Annotated in this window: 26 protein-coding genes; 10 read left to right on the forward strand and 16 right to left on the reverse strand. The window is 59.1% G+C overall.

Annotated features, from left to right (window positions below):
• Positions 1 to 78 precede the first annotated feature (78 nt).
• The 8 genes from ACYCAX_RS08785 to ACYCAX_RS08820 all read left to right on the forward strand — a co-directional run bounded on the left by ACYCAX_RS08785 (position 79) and on the right by ACYCAX_RS08820 (position 9,261).
• Positions 79 to 516, forward strand: a complete 438-nt coding sequence (locus ACYCAX_RS08785) for a hypothetical protein (protein WP_196708753.1) — start codon at positions 79 to 81, stop codon at positions 514 to 516.
• A 70-nt stretch (positions 517 to 586) separates the two neighbouring features.
• Positions 587 to 1,348: a helix-turn-helix domain-containing protein gene (locus tag ACYCAX_RS08790; protein WP_196708752.1), complete on the forward strand. Its 762-nt coding sequence runs from the start codon at positions 587 to 589 to the stop codon at positions 1,346 to 1,348.
• A gap of 32 nt (positions 1,349 to 1,380) precedes the next feature.
• Positions 1,381 to 2,196 carry a sterol desaturase family protein gene (locus ACYCAX_RS08795; RefSeq protein WP_196708751.1) on the forward strand — a complete coding sequence of 272 codons (816 nt, stop codon included), beginning with the start codon at positions 1,381 to 1,383 and terminating at the stop codon, positions 2,194 to 2,196.
• 291 nt (positions 2,197 to 2,487) lie between these two features.
• Complete coding sequence (locus tag ACYCAX_RS08800) at positions 2,488 to 3,486, forward strand: NAD(P)H-dependent flavin oxidoreductase (RefSeq protein WP_196708750.1); 999 nt, start codon at positions 2,488 to 2,490, stop codon at positions 3,484 to 3,486.
• Between the two features lie 238 nt (positions 3,487 to 3,724).
• Positions 3,725 to 5,458 carry an ATP-dependent nuclease gene (locus ACYCAX_RS08805; RefSeq protein WP_370601997.1) on the forward strand — a complete coding sequence of 578 codons (1,734 nt, stop codon included), beginning with the start codon at positions 3,725 to 3,727 and terminating at the stop codon, positions 5,456 to 5,458.
• Positions 5,394 to 6,869, forward strand: a complete 1,476-nt coding sequence (locus ACYCAX_RS08810) for a UvrD-helicase domain-containing protein (RefSeq protein WP_370601998.1) — start codon at positions 5,394 to 5,396, stop codon at positions 6,867 to 6,869. Before ACYCAX_RS08805 ends, ACYCAX_RS08810 begins: the two co-directional genes overlap by 65 nt.
• 392 nt (positions 6,870 to 7,261) lie before the next feature.
• Positions 7,262 to 8,278, forward strand: coding sequence for a DinB/UmuC family translesion DNA polymerase (locus ACYCAX_RS08815; RefSeq protein ID WP_460247819.1), 1,017 nt, complete (start codon positions 7,262 to 7,264; stop codon positions 8,276 to 8,278).
• 221 nt (positions 8,279 to 8,499) lie between these two features.
• Positions 8,500 to 9,261: a hypothetical protein gene (locus ACYCAX_RS08820; protein WP_460247799.1), complete on the forward strand. Its 762-nt coding sequence runs from the start codon at positions 8,500 to 8,502 to the stop codon at positions 9,259 to 9,261.
• Positions 9,262 to 9,294: 33 nt separating this feature from the next.
• On the opposite strand, the gene ACYCAX_RS08825 is transcribed toward ACYCAX_RS08820, so the two are convergent.
• From ACYCAX_RS08825 to pilM, 16 genes are all read right to left on the reverse strand, one after another.
• A complete protein-coding gene (locus ACYCAX_RS08825; RefSeq protein ID WP_460247800.1) occupies positions 9,295 to 11,544 on the reverse strand; it encodes an SNF2-related protein in 2,250 nt (749 codons plus the stop codon).
• Positions 11,545 to 11,648: 104 nt separating this feature from the next.
• The gene (locus ACYCAX_RS08830) at positions 11,649 to 13,091 is read right to left on the reverse strand and encodes a DUF6094 domain-containing protein (protein WP_460247801.1); all 1,443 of its coding nucleotides are present in this window, start codon (positions 13,089 to 13,091) and stop codon (positions 11,649 to 11,651) included.
• A gap of 28 nt (positions 13,092 to 13,119) precedes the next feature.
• A complete protein-coding gene (locus tag ACYCAX_RS08835) occupies positions 13,120 to 13,725 on the reverse strand; it encodes a hypothetical protein (RefSeq protein WP_460247802.1) in 606 nt (201 codons plus the stop codon).
• 81 nt (positions 13,726 to 13,806) lie between these two features.
• Positions 13,807 to 14,061, reverse strand: a complete 255-nt coding sequence (locus ACYCAX_RS08840; protein WP_043273951.1) for a hypothetical protein — start codon at positions 14,059 to 14,061, stop codon at positions 13,807 to 13,809.
• 65 nt (positions 14,062 to 14,126) lie between these two features.
• A complete protein-coding gene (locus ACYCAX_RS08845; RefSeq protein ID WP_460247803.1) occupies positions 14,127 to 14,489 on the reverse strand; it encodes a hypothetical protein in 363 nt (120 codons plus the stop codon).
• Positions 14,490 to 14,555: 66 nt separating this feature from the next.
• Positions 14,556 to 14,852: a hypothetical protein gene (locus ACYCAX_RS08850; protein ID WP_460247804.1), complete on the reverse strand. Its 297-nt coding sequence runs from the start codon at positions 14,850 to 14,852 to the stop codon at positions 14,556 to 14,558.
• Positions 14,849 to 15,466, reverse strand: coding sequence for a DUF3275 family protein (locus tag ACYCAX_RS08855; RefSeq protein ID WP_460247805.1), 618 nt, complete (start codon positions 15,464 to 15,466; stop codon positions 14,849 to 14,851). Before ACYCAX_RS08855 ends, ACYCAX_RS08850 begins: the two co-directional genes overlap by 4 nt.
• Positions 15,467 to 15,525: 59 nt before the next feature.
• Positions 15,526 to 15,870, reverse strand: coding sequence for a hypothetical protein (locus ACYCAX_RS08860; RefSeq protein ID WP_460247806.1), 345 nt, complete (start codon positions 15,868 to 15,870; stop codon positions 15,526 to 15,528).
• A gap of 239 nt (positions 15,871 to 16,109) precedes the next feature.
• Positions 16,110 to 16,820: a DUF5983 family protein gene (locus ACYCAX_RS08865; RefSeq protein WP_460247807.1), complete on the reverse strand. Its 711-nt coding sequence runs from the start codon at positions 16,818 to 16,820 to the stop codon at positions 16,110 to 16,112.
• A 74-nt stretch (positions 16,821 to 16,894) separates the two neighbouring features.
• A complete protein-coding gene (locus ACYCAX_RS08870) occupies positions 16,895 to 17,188 on the reverse strand; it encodes a hypothetical protein (protein ID WP_460247808.1) in 294 nt (97 codons plus the stop codon).
• A 78-nt stretch (positions 17,189 to 17,266) separates the two neighbouring features.
• The gene (locus tag ACYCAX_RS08875; RefSeq protein WP_460247809.1) at positions 17,267 to 17,470 is read right to left on the reverse strand and encodes a hypothetical protein; all 204 of its coding nucleotides are present in this window, start codon (positions 17,468 to 17,470) and stop codon (positions 17,267 to 17,269) included.
• Positions 17,471 to 17,553: 83 nt separating this feature from the next.
• Positions 17,554 to 17,715: a hypothetical protein gene (locus tag ACYCAX_RS08880; protein WP_168187664.1), complete on the reverse strand. Its 162-nt coding sequence runs from the start codon at positions 17,713 to 17,715 to the stop codon at positions 17,554 to 17,556.
• Positions 17,716 to 17,844: 129 nt separating this feature from the next.
• Positions 17,845 to 18,339, reverse strand: a complete 495-nt coding sequence (locus ACYCAX_RS08885) for an STY4534 family ICE replication protein (protein WP_460247810.1) — start codon at positions 18,337 to 18,339, stop codon at positions 17,845 to 17,847.
• A gap of 459 nt (positions 18,340 to 18,798) precedes the next feature.
• Positions 18,799 to 18,978 (reverse strand): hypothetical protein, encoded by a 180-nt coding sequence (locus ACYCAX_RS08890; protein ID WP_081884772.1) that lies wholly within the window; start codon positions 18,976 to 18,978, stop codon positions 18,799 to 18,801.
• 72 nt (positions 18,979 to 19,050) lie between these two features.
• Positions 19,051 to 19,428, reverse strand: coding sequence for a hypothetical protein (locus ACYCAX_RS08895; RefSeq protein ID WP_065085034.1), 378 nt, complete (start codon positions 19,426 to 19,428; stop codon positions 19,051 to 19,053).
• A gap of 921 nt (positions 19,429 to 20,349) precedes the next feature.
• The gene (gene pilM, locus ACYCAX_RS08900) at positions 20,350 to 20,790 is read right to left on the reverse strand and encodes a type IV pilus biogenesis protein PilM (protein WP_460247811.1); all 441 of its coding nucleotides are present in this window, start codon (positions 20,788 to 20,790) and stop codon (positions 20,350 to 20,352) included.
• A gap of 143 nt (positions 20,791 to 20,933) precedes the next feature.
• Between pilM and ACYCAX_RS08905 the strand changes: the two genes are divergently transcribed.
• Both ACYCAX_RS08905 and ACYCAX_RS08910 read left to right on the forward strand, forming a co-directional pair.
• Positions 20,934 to 21,194, forward strand: coding sequence for a helix-turn-helix domain-containing protein (locus tag ACYCAX_RS08905; RefSeq protein ID WP_054911211.1), 261 nt, complete (start codon positions 20,934 to 20,936; stop codon positions 21,192 to 21,194).
• Positions 21,187 to 22,347, forward strand: coding sequence for a site-specific integrase (locus ACYCAX_RS08910; protein WP_460247812.1), 1,161 nt, complete (start codon positions 21,187 to 21,189; stop codon positions 22,345 to 22,347). Before ACYCAX_RS08905 ends, ACYCAX_RS08910 begins: the two co-directional genes overlap by 8 nt.
• The last annotated feature ends 349 nt before the right edge of the window (positions 22,348 to 22,696 follow it).

Raw genomic sequence — 22,696 nt, forward strand, 5'->3', positions numbered from 1 at the left:
TGGGGGTGTGAATGCGTGAGACTCCTGCCTTCCTGGGCAAGGCAGGCCCGAAGACCTGATGCAATGTGGAGGCACATCATGAACAGGTTGATAGGGTTACTACCGCTTCTCGTCTCCGCACTGTGGCTTAGCGCGTGCGACAAACCGAGCGACGCCCACAAACCCGTTGCCGGCATCGAGCAACCGATTGCCGGCAGCTGGTTCGATGGTCAGTGGCGGGCCGAAGCATCTTCCGCATCGAGTCCTGCCCTCCTCACGATCTCTGCAGATGGGCTGCGCTGGGGGGACTGCAAGGCCTCTGGCGATGGACAGGTCAGCATCAATGGAAAGCAGGCAACCTATGCGATCACGGGCGGATTCGATTGCATCAGCAGGGACGCGACATTGACTGGCGTGGTGTTAACCCAACGAGGCAATTGCGAGCTTCTGTTGGAAGCGTATGCCTCCGATGTCGAGATTGAGAATGGAGCTCCCGCTATCCGGAGCAACTACCTCAAAAGTGGCTGTACGCCCTAGCGGCAAGAGGGCGTTGTGGTTTGGGTCATAAACTTCATGTGCAACTTATCGTCAGGCTGACGCGTTTACCATGGCACCAAACCAGCTTCTGATCGGGAAATCGGCGTTCATCGTCAGGGCGCAGTCTCTGCCCAATGGCTACAACCAGCGCCCTGGCATGACCCTGTTGCTGGCTGACGGCGAGCCGCTCGAGTTGGAGATCGATGGTTTACCAGCCGTCTCCTCGGAGGCTTGGCTGTTGGCACCCGAAATACGTCGCCGTTTCCTGCGCCCGCAGCCGCATACGAGCATCACCGTAGAGCCAAGCCACCCGTCATACCTTCGAATGTTGCGCTGGGCCCGTGGCAGCCCTGATGCGGCGCTTCGAGTCGACGTACCAGCTGGCTCTCGCTTCAGTCTGGCCTCCTCAACCACGCAGCAGACCTTCGATGACGCGCTGAATGAGTTGCTTGCTCTGCATGAGCAGCCAGAGATCACTCCAAACCCGCGCCTGGAGTATCTGTTGTCACTGGTCGAGGCATCAGGCGAAGACAGCACCGCAGAGCAGATTTGGGGAGCATTCCGGTCTCGCTATTCCAGCACCCAAGCACACTGCTCGCACTGGCTACAGGAGTCGCTCGGTTTGCCACTGCGCAAATTGCTGCTGTGGCGAAAGCTCCGGCGCGCCCTGGAGGGGCTCAATGACCCGAATGGAGCCACCGCCGTCGCTCATGAAGCAGGTTTTGCCGATTCAGCCCACCTGTCGCGCATCTGCCTGCGGACTTTCGGGCTTCGCCCTTCAGAGGCGAACAACAACAAAATCCTTCAAGTAAGCTGGCTGCAGGATTGCTGAAAATCTCCCTCACATCTTGAGGGAGACATTAGATGCCACATCTGGACACCTGGGCTGTCAGCGGCCTTCTGGTTTTACTGGGAAGCTTCGAGTTGCTCGCCGGACGCATGCTGAACAGGCGCCAATCCGACGAGCTTGCCGTTGACGCTATCAGCCTTGCCCAATTTGCACTGCTGATCAAACCAGCAATCATCGCCGGGGCTGCATTGATCCTGGCCCAACTGGCACCTGGCGCAATTGGCCAACTGAGCTCACTTCCACTTTGGCAGGCTGTTCTGCTGGTCATCATCCCTGCTGACTTCATGCACTACTGGTACCACCGACTAGGCCACACCATTCCTTTCATGTGGCACATGCACCGTACCCACCACACCGCAACGGCAATGAGCATCAGCGTTGCCTACCGGGAGAACTGGCGTTGGTTCTTGTTCATGCCGGACATCTGGTACGCCGGGGCTCTCGTCTATCTCGGCCTAGGCGAGGCGGTGCTCATCGCACACCTGATTTTCGGTTGCGCCAACGTATTGGTGCACAGCGCGTTCGCCTGGGACAAGGTGCTCTACAAATGGCGCTGGCTGGCTCCATTTACCTGGCTGCTAGAGCGGCTGGTTCAGCTGCCTAGCACGCACCGCGCGCATCACGCCGAGCTTGATGAGCACGGCAAGCCGCCCCATCACAACTTCGCTCAGTTGCTGTTCATCTGGGACACGCTGTTCGGAACCGCGAACTTCACTCGCGACCGATACCCAGAGCGATATGGAATCCCGAATGATCCTGGTGATCCGTGGTGTGCTCAGCTGTGGTGGCCCTTCTGTAGGTCACGGAAAGCAGATAGCGAATACAGGTGAAGCCGACGGCGAGGCGTCCGTATACGTCCGCTTTGGGTCGGAAACAGACGTCCGGTAGCGTGATCTTCCATAGCCAGAATTCACCTGTTCATGAGGCTTCCCCAGTAGGCTTGAACAAGGACTCATCAGCGCCCTTGGCTGAGGGACATTGAAGTCTTTACTACTGAACAGTCGTTCAGCTATAAGAGAAATCTGGCCCTCAGAACACGCCGGGCGTATGGGGGCATCCTTGATTCCCCTTTAGGGCGGCCCAGGTCACCCTTTCATTCTCTTCGCCGAACTGGAGTCTCCATGCGTGATCAGCTGTTCAGAACTCGCATTACCAAGATGCTTGGTATCCGTCATCCCATTCTTTGCGGCGGCATGGGCCCCAGCGTCTCAGACGCGAGCTACGTTGCGGCGGTGGTCAACGCAGGCGGAATGGGATTTGTGGTTGCTGCCGGCTTCCCCGATCTGGACGAATTCCGTGAGCAGCTTCGTCGGTGCCGCAGCCTCACCTCGGGGAAAGGATTCGGGGTGAACCTCTACCTTTCCAGCCGGGGCGACGCATCTGAGCGCTTGCGGCAGCAGATAAGGATTCTGGCCGAGGAGGAAGTGCTCTGTGTCGAGACGTCGGGTGGAAGCCCGGAAGCTGTCCTGCCGCTGCTGCGCGAAGCGGGTATCAAGGTTCTGCACAAGGTTCCAGCGGTTCGCTACGCGCGCTCAGCCGCGCGTCTTGGCGTGGATGCGGTAATCGTTGTTGGCAACGACTGCGGCGGCCATCCAGGAACCTATGGCATCAGCAGCATGGTTCAAGCCGCCCATGCGCCGAAAGAGGTTCCCATCCCGGTGGTTATCGGTGGCGGGATTGGTACCGGAAGCCAACTGGCGGCGACGCTTTTGATGGGAGCCGATGCCGTCCTGATGGGGTCGCGGATGCTGGTAGCCGAGGAGTTGTGGATTCACCGCCAGTACCAGGAACGATTGGTTCAGAGCGATGGCACAGAAAGCATCATCGTGAAGACCGGCCTGCGGCAGCATCACCGAGTCCTGAACAATGATAGCGCCAAGGCTGTTGCAGCATTGGACGCAGCGGGAGCGAGCGATTTCGAAAGCTATCGCCCTCACGTCATGGGCACGCTGACCACCCAAGCCTACAAGACAGGGGATAGCCGCCAAGGCATGCTCGATTACGGCCCATCGATCGTATTTGCCGAAGCCGTGCAAAGCGTGGAAGCCATTTTTGATTTGGTGCTCGATGATGCGCGCCATGCGATGCGGCGCCTTGAAGATCTGAGCTGCAACGGGTGATCGAGAGCATCCCCGATCTGGGGTTCCAGCTGCCAAATAGCTGCGGCAGCTACCGGCCAATAGCAGAAGCTCACTCGTTAGTGCGGTGACGGCTGCATGCGGTCAATCAGCGTCTAGACTCTCGGTGATCGGTTTGCTTGGGGGAGCTGATGTTCGGTGATTCCTGACGAGTGTCCGTGCATCCCTTGGGCAACTCACCGTCGCGTCGGGATATTAGCCAAACCAACTGAGAGGAAACATGACGCGAGTCCGTCATCTTGAAATTCGCAATTTCCGATCGATACAAGCGCTCGATTGGACACCGTCCAACGGCGTGAACTGTCTAATTGGCCCGGGAGACAGCGGCAAGTCAAGCATCCTGGATGCCATAGACCTGTGCCTTGGAGCGCGAAGAAGCGCACCTTTCGGCGACACGGACTTCTTCGGACTAGACGTCACTCGGACCATCGTGATTGCAGTCACGCTCGGCGCACTACCCGACGAGCTGAAAAACATCGACACCTACGGAGAGTTCCTTCGCGGGTTTGACCTTGGCACTGGGCAGCTAGAAGACGAGCCGCGGGCAGGCCTGGAAACGGTTCTGACGCTGAAGCTCGAGGTCGCGAGCGACCTCGAGCCGAGCTGGACGCTTTACTCCAATCGAGCCGATCAACAACGACTGGAACGGTCTCTAGCTTGGAAGGATCGAAGTCTCCTGACACCAGCCCGAATCGGCACCTACGCAAACACGAACCTTTCCTGGGCTAGGGGATCGGTGTTGAACCGGCTCACGGAGGAGCGCGCGAACCTTGGCTCGGAACTCGCCGGCGCGGCTCGCGCCGCCCGGGCCACCTTCGGCGCACAGGCTGGCCCTCAACTCGCTCAGACCCTGCAAGTGGTCACCCAGACAGCTACCGGCCTGGGTGTTGCAATCGGTGCGAGCGCTCAGGCACTACTTGATGCTCATTCGGTGTCGATTGGCGATGGTGCTATTGCGCTTCACAGCGAGGCCGGCATTCCTCTGCGGTCGCTGGGCACCGGTTCTGGGCGGCTCCTTGTAGCAGGATTGCAAAGGGCCGCAGCAGCGGCTGCCACCGTTGCCCTAGTAGATGAAGTCGAGTATGGACTTGAGCCGCACAGGCTCATGCGCCTGCTCGACTCACTCGGTGCGAAGGACGAGGCCCAGCCGCTACAGGTCTTTATGACGACCCATTCGCCGGTGACGCTTAGGGAGCTTGCTGCTAAACAGCTTTTCGTCGTGCGCCAGCGTTTGGGCGTTCACTCGGCCACATGCGCCGGTACGGACGACGGTATCCAGGGCACCTTGCGCAAGGCGGCCGAGGCCTTTCTGTCCAAATCCGTCATCGTCTGCGAAGGCGCCAGCGAGGTCGGATTCGCTCGCGGGATGGACCAGTGGTGGGTCAACTGTGGCGCGACCTCGTTCCTTGCTCATGGAGGCTCGTACGTGGACGCAGGTGGAGGAAGCCCCGACCAATGCTTCACACGCGGGGAGGCGTTCCTCAAGTTGGGCTATCGCGTCCTCGTCTTCGTGGACGCAGACAAGCCTGTTGCAACTGTCGGACTTGTCGAGAGATTCACTGCGGCTGGCGGCCAGTACATCACGTGGCGCCCCGGTCTGGCGCTTGAGGACGAGCTATTTCTCCACTCAAGCAATGACGCGGTGCATGCGCTGCTGAATAAGGCAGACGAGATGGTCGGCCGGGACCTCATGGCTGAGCACATCAAGTCGAAGTCGAGCGGCCAAGTCACCTTGGAGGCCATAGAGGCCGAACGGACGAATGGCGGTTACTCACCTGCAAGCCGAGCTTTGCTCGGACTTGCCGCTCGCAACAACAAAAACGGCTGGTTCAAGTCAGTGAGCGGTTTCCAGGAAATTGCCAAAGACATCGTCGGCCCTCACATACGGAATGCAGAGCCGGGCTTCGTCGACATTACGAACCAGCTCTGGAGGTGGACGAGTGCCGCCACCTGAAATAGACATTTTTCAAGCGCGCCTAGGCTCAGTCACTGCACCGGCGGGATGCGGCAAGACCCAACTCATCGCGGATGCGCTGAGTCAGTACACCGACAGCAAGCCAGTCTTGGTGTTGACGCACACAAACGCTGGCGCCACTGCTCTGCGCACTAGGCTCCAGCGCGGTGGCGTCCCCACCTCAGCGTACAGAGTATCTACCATCGACGGCTTTGCGATGCGGCTAGCGGGCAAGTTTCCGCTCCGAGCGGGCCTCGACGCGCGTGTTCTCGAACTGGCCAATCCGAACGCGGACTACCCTGCCATTCGAGGGGCCGTGCAAGGTCTTCTGCAGACCGGTCACATCAGTGACCCCATAACGTCGACATATTCGCGCTTGTTGGTCGACGAGTACCAGGACTGCAACACCGCACAGCATGCCCTCGTCTGCGCCCTAGCGCGGATTCTGCCAACTTGCATCCTTGGTGACCCGATGCAGGCGATATTCGGCTTCCGCGACCCATTGGTGCACTGGGAGCTGGAGGCTCAGGCTGAGTTCCCGCCTATCGGCACACTGCAGACCCCTTGGCGATGGCGCCTCGCAGGTATGGACGCGCTGGGAGCTTGGCTACTTCATGCCCGCGTATCATTGCAGGCTGGTCAACCTGTGGACCTGCGTGGAGCGCCGGAGGGAGTCCAGTGGGTTCAATTAACCCAAGGCATGGAATTGCAGCAGCGACTGGTTGCAGCCCGAACAGAAGCACCAAACCGTGACGGCCGCGTTCTCGTCATTGGCGACTCCATCAATGTTAATGGTCGCCATCAACTGACCATGCAGACGCCGGGCGCCACTGCCGTTGAAGCGGTCGACCTGAAAGATCTTGTGAACTTCGCTCGCCGGTTCGATTTGGCGAGTCCCAATGCGTTGCGCCAGATTGCCGAGTTTGCCACTTCACTGATGACTGGAGTGGGTGCTGCAAACTTGCTCGCGCGAGTCGAAACGATACGAGGCGGCCGGGCTCGCACGCCCGCGACTCCTACAGAAGCCTCAGCAGTGGCTTTCATAGCGGCTCCCAACTACGCGACTTCAATTGACCTGCTCCAGTCCCTCGCGGACCAACACGGTGCGCGTGTCTACCGACCCGAAGTGCTGCACTGCTGTATTTCAGCGCTGAGATCCGCCGAGGACGGAGGTGGGTTCATTGGCGCGGCAATTCAAGCCCGCGAGCGAAACCGCCATTTGAGTCGGCCACTGGGCAGGCGCGCAGTTGGAAGCACGCTTCTTCTGAAAGGGCTGGAGGCGGACGTCGCGGTCATTCTTGAGCCCGAGCGTATGACGGCTCAACACCTCTACGTAGCTCTCACCCGAGGTGCAAGGCGAGTCGTGGTCTGCTCGTCGACACCATTGCTAACGCCTGCCGCAGGCCGCTAGCGAATCCATAATCGTAGGGGCCGGCCTGTCACGACTGACGGAAACCGGCGGGAGACTTGCCTAATACTGCTTTTCTTTAGCTCAAACCCCTTGTTTAGCTGTCCAGCTAAACAAGGGGTTTGAGCTAAAGAAAAGGCTGCAGGCCAGGAATGGACTGAATCGCCCCCCGTCTCGTAGTCACCTTCGGGCAATAGATCCAATCGGCAGCTATAGGGCGATTTCAGCCGGCCCCAGCAGGCAGTTTTGGCCGACCTCTGATTATCATGGTTACAAAAAGCGCGCTGGTCATAGGCACGGCCGGAAACATTGGTGGCGCCGTGGCCATACAGGAGATGCGATCATCAGCAGACCAATTCGACTGACTTGATTTTCTATTCCACATAAACGGCAACCTGTCGGCGCGTGTGATGGCCGTCCTTAGAGAGTTCGCGCCGCGCCAGGAGATCTACTCGGTCGACGAGTGTTTCCTTGACCTGACCGGCGTGCCCGGCTCCCTGGCTGCCCAAGGCCGTAGGATCCGGGCCGAAGTTCAGCGTCTGGTAGGTATCCCTGTGGGGGTAGGAATTGCGCCGACGAAGACGTTAGCGAAGCTGGCCAACTGGGCGGCGAAAAAACACACGCGCGGTGGCGTTGTAGTGATGACACGCCAGGAACAGATCGGCGTACTGCTGCAGCACGCCCCTATCAACGAGATTTGGGGGGTTGGTCGGCGGTTGTTCGAGCAGTTGGGCGGCATGGGCATCGTCACCGCCTCGCAGCTCGCCGAGCAGGACCCCAAAATGCTGCGTCGCCAGTTCAGCGTCTCGTTGGAAAAGACGTTGCGGGAGCTGCGGGGGGAGGTCTGTTACGCCCTCGAGGATGGCCCGGCACCGAAGAAGATGATTGCTTGCAGCCGCAGCTTCAGCGATCGGGTGACAGAGCTGTCAGCGCTGCGCGAGGCGGTAGCCAGCTATGCTGCCCGGGCCGCGGAAAAGCTGCGTGCCCAGGGCGACTATGCCTGTGCGCTGCAGGTCTTCATCCAGACAGGGCAGTTCAACGAGCGGGAGCGACGCTATGCCAATGCGGCCACCGTTCCTCTGCTGACACCAAGCGCCGATACCCGCGACCTGATTGCGGCGGCTCTGGCGGGACTTGACCGCATATTTCGACCGAGCTTCCGCTATCTGAAGGCTGGGGTGGTGCTGATGGACCTGGTCGCACCGGGGCTTGCTCAGGTCGACATGTTCGCGCCGGCGCCGCGACCTGGTGGCGAACGCCTCATGGCGGTGATGGATCGAATCAATGCGGAGTTCGGGCGTGGCACTCTTCGTCCTGGGCGCGTGCCTCCAATTCCCGGTTGGGGAATGAGGCAGGAACTAAAGTCGCCGGGATATATGTCACAATGGAGCGAGATACCTTCAGCGAGTTGACACGGCAAGTGCAGTGCAATAGCTGACAGTTAGAATTTCTATAAATAGATTTTACATGGGGGGTTAGATTGCGACTTTATCATTTCACGGCCACATCGCTGGCCGCCTCGATTTTGTCTGATGCGATTCGTCTAGGGCACCTGGTAACGCATACTGATGAGATCGCACACGGTGTTGTCTGGTTGACCTCTTATCCATACCCGGATAAGACCGGTGTACCTATGAAAGAGACCAGGCTTAGTAGCAAGCAACTCGCTCATGCGAGTCGTGTGGAAAATCGGAATCTAGGAAACAACCTCTCTCACGACAAGTCCCGCATACGATTAGGGCTAGATTCAAACAGTTTAAAGCCATTCGAGATCGTAGATAATAAACCGACCGGACTTATCTCCTTTGAGAAATGGTGCAAGCTGGTGGGTGCGCCAAAGAATTGGGCCAAGTACATAGGGATGTCGGCCTGCTTCGATCTTGAGAATATGACTGACGAAGAGAAGGTTCGTCAGATGAAGAAAAAGGGGAATACACAAGAGAGCACTTGGTATCTACATTTTGGACCCATTGCGGCGAAGCTTCTAGATGCTGTCGATTGCAAGGTGGGGAAGGACTATGTGCCATTCGATTTTGAGAAACATGGCCGAAATGATCTTTCGTATGTCGGAATAGAGTGCGTTAGCCCTACGTCGCTCGCTGAGCTGAGGAAGATTGTTGAACCATGGAGCTCGCTCGAGATGGTTTATGCAGCTGTATTCTGTGAAGGGCCCTCTGCAAGGTCTGAGGTGACGGTTCGAGGTGGTGGAGTTACCTGTCACATAGATATTGAGACCGGCGAAGTCAGGCAGTACATAAATTCGCGCGACGATTACCCGCTAAGTGAAGTTAGAGGTTGGATTGAACGTCACAAGGCAGAGCTTAGTCAGTGCTGGGATAGCGCTCTAACAGCCTACTACCGTTATTACCCTGAAGAAGCACCTCAAGACGCTTGATAGAAAAAGGCCACCTAAAAGGTGGCCTTAAATTTATGCAGCAATCAGTTGTCTCGCGAGTGCCATTTCGACGGAATCTCCGTCTTGGTTCAACGAGTCGAGGCCCGATTCAGGAACGTCTCCCGACGTGCTCTGTGCGACGGCGATCTTCTTGGCCATCAACTGCAGGCAGGTGATCTGCGAGCTGCCGGCGTAGCCGAAGAAGATGACGCGCACCGGGTGTTTCTGCCCGATTCTCCACGACCGCCGCGCCGCCTGCTGCAGCGTGTACACGTTGTACCCCGTCTGCAGAAACGCAATAGTCGGGAAGTCCAGGAGATCCAGTCCCGTCTTGACCAGCTCTGGATTGGTGATCAGCACGTCGATGCCGCGGTCGACCTGGTCGAGGATCCAATCCTCGCGTCGTGCGGTATCTACCGTGGCCCTCAGCACAGCTACCTTCAGCCCCGCCTGCTCGAGCACCTTCTTCAGCCTGGACGTAGTGTCGCGCGTCCCACTGTAGACGGTGTATGCGAGGACCTTGCGGCCATTCGCTTTTTCCTCGAGGCAGAGGTCCAAGAGAGCCTGCTCCTTGGGCATCAGTTGCTCGTCACCGAAGATCGCAGGAACGAAAGCCAGCGTTTCCCGGGTTCGAGGATGTTTGACCATCTCCGATCGGAAGCAGCAGTCCGGCCAGGCCAGCAGCACATTGAGCACCACACCCAGTAGGGTGGTGTCTCGCCGTGCCAAGGCCTGGCGGAGTTCAGTGGTCAACGTGGCAGCCAAGCGCTGGTAGGCCGAGGCCTGCTCCGGCGCCATGGGCACGTCGACGAACTCCTCCTGGTAGTCGGGCAGCACGTTGCCACCGATGTCCTTGAGCTTCAGGAACACGGTGAACGGCAGCACGAACCGGTGAATGCCTTTCGGGCCGAAGCCAGGGGCTTTCACCGTTCGTACCGAGAGCTTCTTGCCCTTGGCGGTCTTGTGCGAGTCCCCGTCGCGCTCGGTGTAGATGTCCTTCAGCACGCCGTGATCGCGCATGAACGACATAGCTGCAGGAGCCATGCTGCCGCGCGCGTTGGGTCGGTAGCCGTCCTCGATCATGCGCCGGGTGAGGATGCGGAACAGTAGGTAGAACAGGTCGTCGGCATAACCGCCCATGAGTGTTCCGGTCAGCAACACGGATTTCCGTGCTTTGGCTGCCAGAACGCCCATGGCCTGGCCCTGGGCCGAACCACTGTTCTTGTACTCATGTCCCTCGTCCACCACCAGCAGGTCGAAGTATCCATCGGGTAGGTAGCGCTTGATGAATTCGGTCGGTTGGTAACCCCCCTCGCCGAACCCGAACTCGATGTTGGCCATCGACCGCTCCATGCGCTTGGCCTGTCGGTCGCTGAAGACGAAGTTGCCCTTGGCATCCATCAGGTTGATGAACTCCGAGACGTTGTCCACCAACATGGAAGCCAGGAAGTCCTCGCCGAAGTCGTTGAGCAAGCGCTCCGCCCTGACCGGGCCGATGGTGGGGATGCGGCACATCGACTTGAGGATCGTCGCGCGTCGGTCACCACCATCGACCTTGCCAGGCCGCATGAGCGTCCAGAGGGCACCCTTGCAGGCAAGACAGGTGCGTCGGCGATCACTGCGTTCGAACTCCTCGACGGTGACCAGGTTGCCCTCCAGGTCCTCGAGGACCTGGCCGCAATCTGGACACGATGCGAGCAGCAAGCCGCCGGCTGAGCGTTTCTTCCAACAGGCAAGCCGCCAGTGGAATCCCATCCGCATCCGGACGCGGCCGAGGATGAAGAACTCCTGGCGGCCATCGTAGGCCTCGCCCATCTGGTCTCGTAACTTGAGCAACTTAACCAGAGTGTCCGGACCGTTGAGCACCCAGACGCGGGCGTTAGGGATAGTTTCCAGGATCTCCCGGCGCCACTTGTAGACCAGGTGAGGTGGAGAGATGACCATTGTTCGACGGTAACCTGCAGCGTGCATTACAGCTGCTACAGCGATGGCCATCATCGTCTTCCCGGTACCCATCTCTGCGTTGATGACACCAGCCTGCTCGTTGCGGTCCAGAAGCAGCGCCGCTATGGCTTGAACCACCTCAGCCTGGGCCGCGAAGGGCTTGCGCTTGAGGTTGTCCATCACCAGCTGGCGTTGCATGTTGTTGGCGCCGGCGTAGACCGGAGGGTTGGAGCGGTTGAGTGACGCCAGGAGCTCATCGCCGAACTCGTCGATGAAGTCAGTCAGGTTGATATTCAGTGGGGAAGCGGCCGAAGCGGCCGGCTGGGTCAGTGCGTTCATGTGCATCTCCTGCAGGTGATGAAATGCAGGGCATGCGTGTCCCCCTTAGGGTATCGGCATACCCTGCAGGGTGGTGTGGAGTTGGGGGCCGCGTAGGCGGTGGGTTAGTAGTCGCTGGGGAGCAGCAAGGTGGTGGAGCTGCGGTCGGCCTCGGTGATGATCCAGATCCTGGACTCATCGCCGGCGTCGACATCGTAGCTGGAGAACAACCTGTCACCGTGCTTCAAGGCTCGCTGGTTGGTGTTCCAGTCCTCGTCGCAGAGATTCCCCCAGTCGCCTACCAGGTGGCGTTTGAGGTAGGTGGTGGGGTTGAGTTGGCCGATCTCCACCAGGTGGCTGATGGCAGCGGTCATCACAATCTGCCCCGGGAAGAACAGCGGTTCAGGTTCAGGCTCAGGCCGGGGAGTGTCGGCCACCTCTGTGGTCGCGGCGGATGAGCTGATGGTCAGCACGCAGCCATGATTCGCAGAGGAGGGCGTCATTTCCCAAGCCCTGATGATCGGTATGAAGCGGTCGGTGAGGATCCGCACCTCGGTGACGTTGCCGTCTTCGTCTTCGGTGAATTCGGTCTTGCGGACCTTGTCCTTATAGGTGTCACCCTTGACGACTAGGGTCCGGCCCGACCTCGAGCGCACGACGCCGGAGATCGCCCCGGCAGCTAGGGCTAGAGCCAAGTGCCAGCGGGAGAGCTCCCTGACAGGCGGGCGAGGCTGCAGGCCTGTCTGGCCGAAGTGGAGGCTGAAGTCAGGCCACAGGCCCCTTAAGCGTTGAATCTCGCCGGCGAACTGCTCTGGCTCCAGTGTTACGCGGTAGAAGTGCTCCAGCTCGTTTGTTGCCGGTAGGACCGCATAGGGCTCCCATGGCCAGCTGGCTGGAATCTCCTCAGCCTGGTCCAGGCCGGCGCCGATCGCCTGCAGGTGAGATCTAACCTGGCTGACGTCAGCCCTGGCCAGGTCCTGCCGACGTACCCGGATGCCGAAGATCACCACCTGCTTGAAGGTGGGATCCGCGGCGCCGTACACGCGCAGGGCGGTGAAGTGGTTGCTCAGCCATCCAGTCAGCTCGTCGTCCAGCACATAGTGAGGAACGATGAGCACCATCACGCCGCCGTACTGCAGTAGCGGGAGACAGCGCTGGTAAAAGGCCTTCTCCAGGCGCCGGCGGCCGCTTCCTTGGTACTGGGATGCACCTGAGTGGTCTGCCACCAGGTCACCATAGGGTGGGTTGAGCCAGAGCAAACCGAACGACTGCCGGCTGATCAGGGTGTCGAAGAGGTCGCTGTGCAGCACCCGGTCGAGAATGCCACGGGCATGGTCGGCGCGTTCGCGATCATATTCGACGGCGAACGCTTGGACCTGGTCGCGGCCCAGGACATGGGCTGCCTCAGCCAGGGCGACGCCCTCTCCAGCGCACGGATCGCAGATCCTCATCCTGCCCGAAGGGGCGGGAATGAGCGCCTGCAGGGCGCGTTCGAGTGTGACTTCGTCAGTGGGGTAATAGCCATTGCGGGCGAAGTTGCGCGCCAGGCGCGGAAACATGAGTGCCATGGGGCTTCCTTGAGTCGATAGTTGGAGCTCAGGCCTGGGCCTGAGCTTCGGTGGTGAGTTCGCCGCGGCGGATCAGCTCTCCGAGGGAGGGCTCGAGCACGTCGAGCTGGAGAGCGAGACGCCAAGCGCAGACGTTGCCGATCGCCCCGGGCAGGGCGGTCAACATCTGGTGCTGGATGAGGACTCCAATCACCGGCTCGCGCCAGTGTGGGAGGAGGGGCAGCGGACAGGTTTCCATTACCAGCGGCCAGAGCCGGTGGTGTGGATCCTCCTCGCGCTCCAGGAGCGCGAAGGCGAAGTGATTGGCCTGGTCGGGCGTCGAGGCGCGACGATCAAACAGCCAGAGATGCAAGAGGCTGCCGAACAGAGTGCCGCGGAACTGCCTTGTGGTGCGTTTTTCGAGCAGCTCCTGGTTGGGGAAGACAGGTAGGCGCCGACCGTCCACGATGACGTGGAACTGGTCGATCCCGTTCTCCTCCCGACCAAGCGTCAGCCTGGCCAGAAACTCCTGCAGTACGGTGTCGCGTCCCCAGGCGGAAAGGAACACCAGGTTGCGCTGCTCATCGCACACGCAGGCGTCGACGTACAGGTCAGGGAGCTCCTCGATCTGGAAGAGTTTGGTTGGACTGGGCATAGCGATCCTCCGAAGGAGGGCTGCCCGCCCCAGAAGGGCGGTGAAGCCCCTTGGGGTAGGTCCAGGTGGTGTTGGTGAGCGTCAGCGGACGCTCTTGGTAGCGGGGCAGAAGACCAGGCCGTTGGCCTCATGGAGAGGGCCTTGGCCTGCGAGGAAAATCATCTGCAGATACTGCGAGCGAAGTGCGACTGCAGCTTCAGCCTGCTCAAGGGAGAGGCCGAGTTCTTCGATGAAGAAGTCGACCATCTCCTCGTCGCAGGACACTTCGTTGTTGGACAGCTGGTCCTCGACGTTGCTGAGGATTTCCGGGGTCAGGCTGGCGAAAATGGCATTCATGGTGAGCTCCTGTAGTGGTTGCAAGGAGCTCCCTGAGGGAGCCCCTCAGGGTGGTCGGTTGGTGTTCAGGCTTGGTGATGCTGCCGAAGCTGCTCTCGCCAGACCTGGTTCACTCCGAAGGTGGCCATGTCGAGAAAGTCGAGGGGGCAGCCGTAGTAGTAAGGCCCCATCGACTCGCTGATGGACTGGCTTCCCCAATAGCCGTTGCTGACATCGAGGAGGTCGAGGTTGATGAAGGTGAAGCTGTCGCCTTCCCGGTTGCCATTGATTAGGCCCGCGACGTGAAGAGTTAGCTTCACTACGGTCCAGAGCTCATTGCCGACAACGGAGTGAGCAAGGATCTCCCTGTCACGCGAGAAGGTGGACGATGCTGCGAGTAGCTCGCGTAGAAGCTGCTCCTTGGATCGATGTGAAAATAGCCAGCCCATGGGTGGTCTCCTCTGTTTGGCCGAGACTCCCTTGCCGGGAGTACCCGGCTGGGTGGTGGCGTCAGATCAGAGGCTGACGCGGTTGAAGCGGATGCAACGATCCAGCCGCTGGGTGAGCCGCAGGGTGTATTCCTGTGCCTGCGCACCGGAGACACTCCAGGGAGTGTCTCCGTCCGGGTCTGCTGGCTGCTCGCCCTGCGCTGCGCGGATACGCAGCTGGGCGATGGCCAGGTCGACCATCGATCGATCGTAAAGCGCGATCACGAAGAGATCCGCGAGGTCTTCCGCACCCACTTCGCGTAACGAGCTGGATGCCTGCAGCAGCAGGTTGGAAAACTCAGGTAAGGCGTAAAGCTGGTTCATGGCGTTCTCCTGTTCCAGACCTGGAGTTTGAAGTCCAGGGAGTACCCGAGCTCGCCCAAACGTGCGCACTGCGCGCGCAAGCGTTGTCGGTCAACGGTGGGGTCTAGTTTCACGGTATCGGCCAGGGGCCAGACCGTGCCGAAGAGTTCTTCGTCTGGTGATTCATCACTGTTCGGTGCGGCCGGTGCAGCGGGCTTCATGCCGAACGGTTCATCGGAGTCGGCTGGTGCCGCAATCAATGTGGACGTGCGGGCAGCTGGCTGCTGAGCTTTCGACGGCTTCACCGCCGGCGGCGAGCTCTCCTCCTCAAGGGGATCGAGCACGGTCGTCGACAGCTGCTCTTCGTCTTCGGCGCTGAGATTGGTTACATCGTCCAGGCTCATGCCGCCGAGCTCGGCCCTGATCTCGACGACCAGTCGTCCACCGTGGGTGTAGTAGGACGGGCGGATTTGCGTGATTGCAAAATCGCCCTGGTACTTACCCTCCGTGTACTGGTCCAGGCCGGGGTCCTTGATGACGAATTCGCCAATGGAGGTCACCAGCCGCCCCACGTTGAATGGGCCGTTGCGACCTGTGATGGTGCGGATGGCCAACTGGCCAGCGATGCTGATCATGTTGTCTGCCTATGGAAAAGGAAGTCCCGCCGGCGGCGGGACTGTAGGTGGTTGTGAAGCTAGTCCTGGTCGACCTCGGGGGAGGTTTCGTCCAGGAGCTCGACGTGGAGGTAGGGAGGTTCAGACTGGGGCCGGACGACAGTGAGCGAGAGTGAGATCCACACTCGTTCACGACCGACAGGCTGTTTGTGTACGACGGCGAAGACGAACTTTTCCGCATCCGGTGCGAGCTTCAGCTCGTACCATGCCGCTTGCACCACACTGGCCAGGCGCAGGCTCATCTCCCCAACCCGGTTCGGGTTTTCAAGATAAACCGCGCTGAGCCAGGCGCTGTTGCTCAGCACGACCGGGTACTTCAGGTACGCAGCAGTTTCCTGCGTCGTGGGGTTTGCCGGGGCAGGCATTCGAGGTCTCCTACAGGTGCGGGGAGGCCTCATCCGCGGGGAAGGGTCCCCGCGTGGGTGGTGGAAGATGCACTCCATCAACAAGTGATGCGACCGCGCTACCGAGTGCTTGGCGGTCTTGGGGTGGGTTAGCGCTTGCGCGCCGGAGCCTTAAACCCTGGCTCCCTTGGAGGCACTGTCAACGACAGCGAGCCAATCCGGAATTAGGGGCCTGACGGGAATCCCGCAGGCCAGAATGCTCAATGATCGAAAATTTGTAGGCCCTTGAGCGCGGGCGCGAATGGATCGAGTACCAGGTAGCGAACGTCAGCTTGAGCTGCAAGATGAAGTAGGTCGACCAGTTCGACCGGATAGCCAGCGGCGATCTGTTCCTCTCGCAAGGCTGAGGCGGTCAAATCCATCACCTCCAGGCTCTCGTCGGTCCAGGGCGTATGCACCAGGCGGAAGCCAACAGTGCCCAGTTCGTCTATCCAGAAGACTCCAATAAGGACTCCAGCGAGTCGGATCGGCATCTTCGTGCCGAAACTCTCCAGGAGGGCATGCAGAGCCTTCAACGGAAGGTGGGCTTTGCTAATCTCCCAGGAGCGACTCCATGGCTCATAGCGGCGCGTTAGACGGTCAACAAGGTCATGAGCGCCATCAAGGGTGTAGGTGTCCCCTATGAAGCGGCCGGTATCTGCATCCAGAACGGCGTAGGTGACGTCGATTACCGTGCCTTCACTTCCGCAGCGCTCGGCGAGCTCCGGATCTATGTTCCCAGCCCCTACGATGAGGCAGAGGTCGTCGCTGAATATGCAGGGTTTGCACTGAACCTCTCGGTCCTTCAAATGTGCTTGGCTGCTATGGATCGCTCGATTGCACGGCACTTCGCTGTTCGAGTATTTGACTTGAAGCAGACGCTCGACGCGGTACCGGCACAGGTTGTCGAGGAAAGGGTTCGGTGTGCGCATGGCGGGTCCTAGGTGAGAAGGAGCAGCCCCCATCAAGGGGAGCTCCCTTGATGGGTTTGTAAGGTGTGGCGCAGTTAGCTGGTCGCGCGGGCGTGCAGTTTCACTTCAACGCTTCTTGCCGTCTGATAGCACTTCACCAGGGCATATTGCTGAAGAATTGGGGAGTCCGATGAGTCGCAGCCATGCTCGAAATCAGCTTGAGCAAGGGCCTCGATCGCCGGTTGAATGTCATAAAGCAATATGCTGAGTCCGGCGTCGCCAAATTCATCAACGACACCTCCGTCCAGCCAGTAGTGGAAATCGGAACGAGCTGCATGCTCAGCAATAGCAAGCAACGCCGGCAGACGCTCAGGGTAGGTTCTGTTCATTGGTGAAGCTCCATGGGGAGGTTCACCAGCCCGGGCGGGTGATGAACCCGTCAGGGGAGAAGTGCGAGGCATATCGAGCTAGGGATGTGCTCTCTGCGTCCAGGTGCCGTTCTGCAGTGCAGCAGCGGCGAGCTCGGACGATTTGAAATACTCCTGCGACTCGCGCGAGACCGGTTCTCCGTCCTCGTCACACGTGCCGATGTAGTAGCCGGCACCGCTTTTGAGGACCTGAAGCGACAGTTGTTCGTCACAGAATTCGAGAGCCAATTTTCCGAAGGACATGATGTTCTCCTGGTAATCCGGAGCCGCATGCCCAAGGCATTGGCCCTGGGGAAGGGGGAGGGCACCTTGCGGTGCCCGTGGTATTAAGCGGTCAGAACGGCTGCATCAGTGCTCGGGCTGGAGAAGATCAACCAGGCCATGTCGCAGAAGTGGCTGCTGTTGAGCAGTTCATCTTCGATGTCGGTCAGGCTTACTTCTTCCACTTCGGGCAGAGCGGGCATTTCAACGGCTTGGGCGTAATTCATGATGATCTCCAAATTAATTTGGAGAACACCATGTCCCTGGGGGAATGGTGCCCCCCGGATGGGTTCGCGATGACAATCAGCGCAGTGCGTAGGTTGTAAAAGGCGCCCTTGGGGGCGCCTTGGATTGGATCAAGCGGCGAACTGGTCGCCTTGCTGCTGTTGTTGTTCAGCTGCCGGGGCATCGGAAGCAGTGCCATCCTGTTGGGGGGCCTGATCCACGCTGTCCTTGGGCTTCGCTTCGTATACGGTTTCGCCATCCACTTTGATGAAGCCGATGAAGAGCAGGCGTCCCTTGAGGCTTGCGCCGGGTTGGCCTTGCTTCTCGCCTTTTTCGTAGGTGAAGGCATCTGCCCAGATATCGCCGATGCGGAAGGACACAAGGACCTTCTTACCGGCGTCAACGGCTTGCTGGCAGCGGCGAACGAGCTTTTCAGCTTCGGCGCCGACTACGTTGCAGTCGATGTAGGAGTATTCGACATCATCAGTGGAACCACGCAGGGCGGCCACGGTGACGGCGAGGAAGGGGTTGCCTTTGCGGGGTTTAACTTCGCGGATGCGGTTGAGATAACCGATGCCGCCAGTGTGCAGGTCGAAGTACTTGGTTTCTTTAGCTTGGTTGCTCATGGGGTTTCTCCAGTTTCAAAAGTGAAAGCGGAGAAACACTTCGCCCATTGGGGGAAAGTATTCCCCGCGAGGGTTAGAGCTTGGTGGGTATGCTTGGAGCTGGGTGAGGGAGCTTCCACCTGGTTGGACCAAGTTGATCGCGCTTCCGGAAGCTAGGCGATCTTGGGGGGATCAACACCTGTGGTGTCGCAGTCTTGCAGATCATGACTGCTGGGGCGGGGTTGCTGACAACATCAGCAGCTCACGGTGCCAAGAATGGAAATGCCAGTTGCACTTGTCAAGTCCCCAGAATGAAAAAGCCCCTCGGAAGGAGGGGCGCAGTGTCAATGTGGGCGGTGGCGATGATTAAGCTTTGTCAGCTTACGTTTGAGATTGGGCCAGTCAGCCCAAGCTGCCATCGACAAGCACACTACGAGTAGGGCGGTCAGCATGATCACGCCGAAAGTCGTTTGGCTCATCTCAAGATTCCTCCTGAGTCAGGTAGATACCTGTTGACCAGATTACCACACCAACAGACAGCGCAAGGGCAGTCAGGATGCGGTGCTCTCCGAGAAAGATGCCAATCAAACCTGCGGCTACGGCTGTAGTACCAATCTTTCGCAGGTCTTCTGCGATTGCAGACAGTTTTGCAGGGCTCATGGTTTTCCTTTGAATCAGCTGGAAAACCGCCCGGCAGGGAGGTTTCCCAGCCGGGTGAGTGGCGAATATCGATCAGCAGGTCAAGGAATCAACCGGCGCAATCAGGTCGTTGAGGGGGCCCATTTTCAGGACTGGGATGGAAGAACTGCTGGGCAAGGCCTTAACAACGGCTTTGCGTTTGCGGGTGCGCTTGGGTTTTTCCGGGGCACACTCACGGGTGTTTTGCTCGTACCAATCGGCGAGGTTCACCTTTCTCAGGCGAGCGATCGCAGGGACTTGGCACATGTACTCGAGCACGTCACCCGAGGGGTGCGGTGCTGCAGGTTCATGATGCCGTAGGTGCGGGCGGGGGATGGCTTTGGGCCGAGGTTGTTGTACCGCACGCAGGAATTCCCGAGTGACGGTTCCGAGAGCTTCACCGAAGCGGTAGCTGAGGGACGGCGTGGACATGGTGTTTCTCCTGCAGGTTGAAAATGCGGAGAAACACTGGCCCCGTCGGGGAAGTGAATTCCCCGCTGGGTTGGCGGAAGGTGCTTCTATCGACCGAAATCGATCGACCGCGCTACCAGAAGCTAAGCGGTCTTGGGATGGACCAACACCAAGAGGTGTCGCAACTCTTCGGGTCCAAGTTGCATGGGCATGTCGCTGACGACGTCAGCAGATCACGTAAATATCATTGGGGGAATGTCGAGAGGGTGTCAAGCGGAGGGAGGAACTGGAGCGGGCAAGGAGGGGGACAGCAGAGGGCGATGGGGAACAGCGAGCCGAGGGCAACCATGTCTAGTAGCCGCCCTCGGCTGAGTTCGAAAGAACGAAGTCAGGAAGAAGATGCCACCGTGACAGACGTCGATCCCTGGGCATTGAACGACGATTCTCATCACCTGGCCGGTTTTAGTGGCTATGGCCAGCAAACAATTGGCACGCATCCGCGCACAAAAGGAACCCTGCTTTTCGCCGGCGGGCCACCGGCCACGAAAACGAAACCCTTTGGGTAGCCTCATGCCCCTGAAGCTCAAGGCCATCAGGTTACCCAAGGGGAGGGGAAAAAGGATGGGCCACAACACCGGTGTGGCCCTCAGATTACGATGCGCCGAACCTCTTGAAACCCTATATGCCTTTGAACTCGGTCATCACGAGTTAGACGGCTGCGCGACTAGAGAGAGCAGGGAGACACAGGGAGAGTTCCAACCAGATCCGCACGCCCTTCCCGGAGCTAAGCGTGCTTTTGGTTTGGTATCGAGGCGAACCTCCGACACCTGGGCGCTACATGATGACCGTCAGTAGCCAGCGGGGTGAAACCTGTTTGATGTCATTATGTTGGTACGTCGGCGCTGATGCAAGGCGCGGCGCGACTCTCAAGCCAGCCGGGCGTCAGTTGACGGCCACAACAGCACCATCGGGCACGGCGGCCGGAATGGTGATTCCGGTATTGCCTCCGGTAGGTGAGAACAGTGTGCCGGAGCGCTTCACGCCTACAGTCGTAGCCTGGGTTCTGTCGACCAGAGCGGCAGGCAGGCCAGCAGGCGTGTTGCCTGTGTAGTAGGTGTACGCTGATCCACCTGAGAGATACGACGTTACTCCTGCGGGCTTCGAGTACCAGCTGGGGAGGCTGAGCGCTGTGTCTGCAGGAACTCCCGCAAACGCAGGATTGTTGCGTGCATACTCAGCAGCCGCTGATCGATAGACCAACATGCTTCGGCTCAGCGTATCGACCGTCGCGGCATCAGCGGTGACTTCGTCCTGGTGCTGGACCTGGCTCATGATCCCGCCGGCAACGATCAAGATGGTAAGAGCTATCCAGTAGAAGTACATGCGGAGCCTTTGGGTCAGGTATATCGAGGGTCGCTCGATCGTAACGGCCGGAAATCGTGGAGGCAATCGGTCTGTAGACTATAGTCCGCAGACGATGAAGGAGGGCGATTCCAGAATTCGACCTTTGCGCTTAGGTCGAGTTCTTGGCACGCCAACCTGTTCCAACTGGGGATCACAATAAGGCCTTCGGCGCTGCTTTGGCAGAGCTGCGTAAGGCGCGTGGTCTATCCCAAGAGGTTCTGGGGTTCGAGGCTGGTCTCGACCGGACATACATCAGTCTGCTCGAGCGCGGCCAGAAGTCTCCCACGCTAGATACCGTTTTCACCCTCTGTGGTGCATTGGACATTCCGTTTAGCCAGCTGGCCATGATGACGCAGGCCAAGCTGGAAGAGGTCCATGAGTAACGATCTAACCCTCCGCGAAGGGCTTGAGCTCTACCGCTCGAAAGTTTCTATCCTGAAGAAGGGCTACGCCCAGGAAAGCTACCGTCTTGCGAGCCTGCTGCGCTCAGAACTAGCTGGACGGCGTATGCGCGACATTCAAAGCCCCGACATCGCCAAGTACCGTGATGATCGTTTGGCACAGGTCAGCCAGAGGACAGGGAAGACGATCTCCCCGGCGACGGTGCGACTGGAAATGTCTTTGCTATCGCATGTCTTCGATGTGGCGAGAATCGAGTGGGGCGCATGCGAAACCAACCCCGTCACCAACGTGCGAAAGCCGAAAGCGCCACCTGGTCGTGATCGCAGGCTTCTGCCGCGCGAGGAGCGGCGGATTCTGCGGTACTGCCACGCTCACCCTACCGAGGAGTTGTTCTCCCTGGTTGTCCTGGCTTTGGAAACCGCAATGCGGCAAGGCGAGCTCCTCAAACTGGAATGGGAGCACATCAACCTGCAGCGCCGCGTCGCTCACCTGCCAGAAACCAAGAATGGCTCGAAGCGCGACGTGCCGTTGAGCCTCAAGGCGAGGGATGCTCTGACCAGGTTGGGAGTGAAAACCAAAGGTCGAGTGTTCTGCTACACCTCGAATGGCCTGAAGTCTGCCTGGCGGATCATGTTGCAGAGATTGGCCATCCTGGACCTTCACTTCCATGACCTTCGGCATGAAGCGACAACTCGACTGTTCGAGCTCAACACGATGGACGTCATGGAGATCGCGTCCATCACCGGTCACAAATCGCTCGCAATGCTGAAGCGCTACACCCATTTGCAGGCTGCCAGGCTCGTGAAAAAGTTGGAAGGCAACCGCGGTAGGGGACAACAAGTCGTGCTGGACCACCTGATCCCATACCCCGCCATCGCCGACGCCTCGACTGACGGCATAACCATTCGCGTGCTGGACTTTGATGGGCTGAGCGTCACGGCACCAAGTGAGGCTGAGGCACTTCAGCGAGCTCAGGACGAGCTCCTACGCAAGCTGATGGTGTCGATACGAGATAAGGTCACGGTTCCACCGCCTGACCAGTACTTGGACACTGTCGACGAGAGCAGAATCTTCATGCTGGATCCACTGGCCAGTCGAGCAATCTCGTTTGGCCAGCCTCACACTTTTTTATAGGTGAGGCGTGAGCCTAATCAAAGGTCCAGGGGCCGTCGTGTAAGGCATGGAAGATAGTTTGTTGGCAGATAACTGACATCTTTGAGACAGCCTTGCCAATCCGGTGTGTGGTCTCAGGGTGATAAAAACTTCGCGCGGGTAGTTCCAGGCAGTAGCTTCATGGATCTGAGCCAGGTGATCTCATGCCAAGAGGCTGGAACTGGTAACTGGTGGTCAATTCGCGGAACGCAGGTAACAACGATTTGGACCGGAAGCGTTTGGCAGCAACGTTACGACGGGTCGTTTCATCACAACTGCGCGAATATTCTGGTTTTCAATTAAGAGGCCTCCTTGCCAATCCGGTGTGTGG

The organism is Pseudomonas sp. MT3, assembly GCF_054720805.1.

Bases quoted from the DNA above. Each gene is read 5' to 3' on its own strand.
- ACYCAX_RS08785 (WP_196708753.1), top strand. From the start codon at position 79: ATGAACAGGTTGATAGGGTTACTACCGCTTCTCGTCTCCGCACTGTGG.
- ACYCAX_RS08790 (WP_196708752.1), top strand. From the start codon at position 587: ATGGCACCAAACCAGCTTCTGATCGGGAAATCGGCGTTCATCGTCAGG.
- ACYCAX_RS08795 (WP_196708751.1), top strand. From the start codon at position 1,381: ATGCCACATCTGGACACCTGGGCTGTCAGCGGCCTTCTGGTTTTACTG.
- ACYCAX_RS08800 (WP_196708750.1), top strand. From the start codon at position 2,488: ATGCGTGATCAGCTGTTCAGAACTCGCATTACCAAGATGCTTGGTATC.
- ACYCAX_RS08805 (WP_370601997.1), top strand. From the start codon at position 3,725: ATGACGCGAGTCCGTCATCTTGAAATTCGCAATTTCCGATCGATACAA.
- ACYCAX_RS08810 (WP_370601998.1), top strand. From the start codon at position 5,394: ATGCAGAGCCGGGCTTCGTCGACATTACGAACCAGCTCTGGAGGTGGA.
- ACYCAX_RS08820 (WP_460247799.1), top strand. From the start codon at position 8,500: ATGAAAGAGACCAGGCTTAGTAGCAAGCAACTCGCTCATGCGAGTCGT.
- ACYCAX_RS08825 (WP_460247800.1), bottom strand. From the start codon at position 11,544: ATGAACGCACTGACCCAGCCGGCCGCTTCGGCCGCTTCCCCACTGAAT.
- ACYCAX_RS08830 (WP_460247801.1), bottom strand. From the start codon at position 13,091: ATGGCACTCATGTTTCCGCGCCTGGCGCGCAACTTCGCCCGCAATGGC.
- ACYCAX_RS08835 (WP_460247802.1), bottom strand. From the start codon at position 13,725: ATGCCCAGTCCAACCAAACTCTTCCAGATCGAGGAGCTCCCTGACCTG.
- ACYCAX_RS08840 (WP_043273951.1), bottom strand. From the start codon at position 14,061: ATGAATGCCATTTTCGCCAGCCTGACCCCGGAAATCCTCAGCAACGTC.
- ACYCAX_RS08845 (WP_460247803.1), bottom strand. From the start codon at position 14,489: ATGGGCTGGCTATTTTCACATCGATCCAAGGAGCAGCTTCTACGCGAG.
- ACYCAX_RS08850 (WP_460247804.1), bottom strand. From the start codon at position 14,852: ATGAACCAGCTTTACGCCTTACCTGAGTTTTCCAACCTGCTGCTGCAG.
- ACYCAX_RS08855 (WP_460247805.1), bottom strand. From the start codon at position 15,466: ATGATCAGCATCGCTGGCCAGTTGGCCATCCGCACCATCACAGGTCGC.
- ACYCAX_RS08860 (WP_460247806.1), bottom strand. From the start codon at position 15,870: ATGCCTGCCCCGGCAAACCCCACGACGCAGGAAACTGCTGCGTACCTG.
- ACYCAX_RS08865 (WP_460247807.1), bottom strand. From the start codon at position 16,820: ATGCGCACACCGAACCCTTTCCTCGACAACCTGTGCCGGTACCGCGTC.
- ACYCAX_RS08870 (WP_460247808.1), bottom strand. From the start codon at position 17,188: ATGAACAGAACCTACCCTGAGCGTCTGCCGGCGTTGCTTGCTATTGCT.
- ACYCAX_RS08875 (WP_460247809.1), bottom strand. From the start codon at position 17,470: ATGTCCTTCGGAAAATTGGCTCTCGAATTCTGTGACGAACAACTGTCG.
- ACYCAX_RS08880 (WP_168187664.1), bottom strand. From the start codon at position 17,715: ATGAATTACGCCCAAGCCGTTGAAATGCCCGCTCTGCCCGAAGTGGAA.
- ACYCAX_RS08885 (WP_460247810.1), bottom strand. From the start codon at position 18,339: ATGAGCAACCAAGCTAAAGAAACCAAGTACTTCGACCTGCACACTGGC.
- ACYCAX_RS08890 (WP_081884772.1), bottom strand. From the start codon at position 18,978: ATGAGCCCTGCAAAACTGTCTGCAATCGCAGAAGACCTGCGAAAGATT.
- ACYCAX_RS08895 (WP_065085034.1), bottom strand. From the start codon at position 19,428: ATGTCCACGCCGTCCCTCAGCTACCGCTTCGGTGAAGCTCTCGGAACC.
- pilM (WP_460247811.1), bottom strand. From the start codon at position 20,790: ATGTACTTCTACTGGATAGCTCTTACCATCTTGATCGTTGCCGGCGGG.
- ACYCAX_RS08910 (WP_460247812.1), top strand. From the start codon at position 21,187: ATGAGTAACGATCTAACCCTCCGCGAAGGGCTTGAGCTCTACCGCTCG.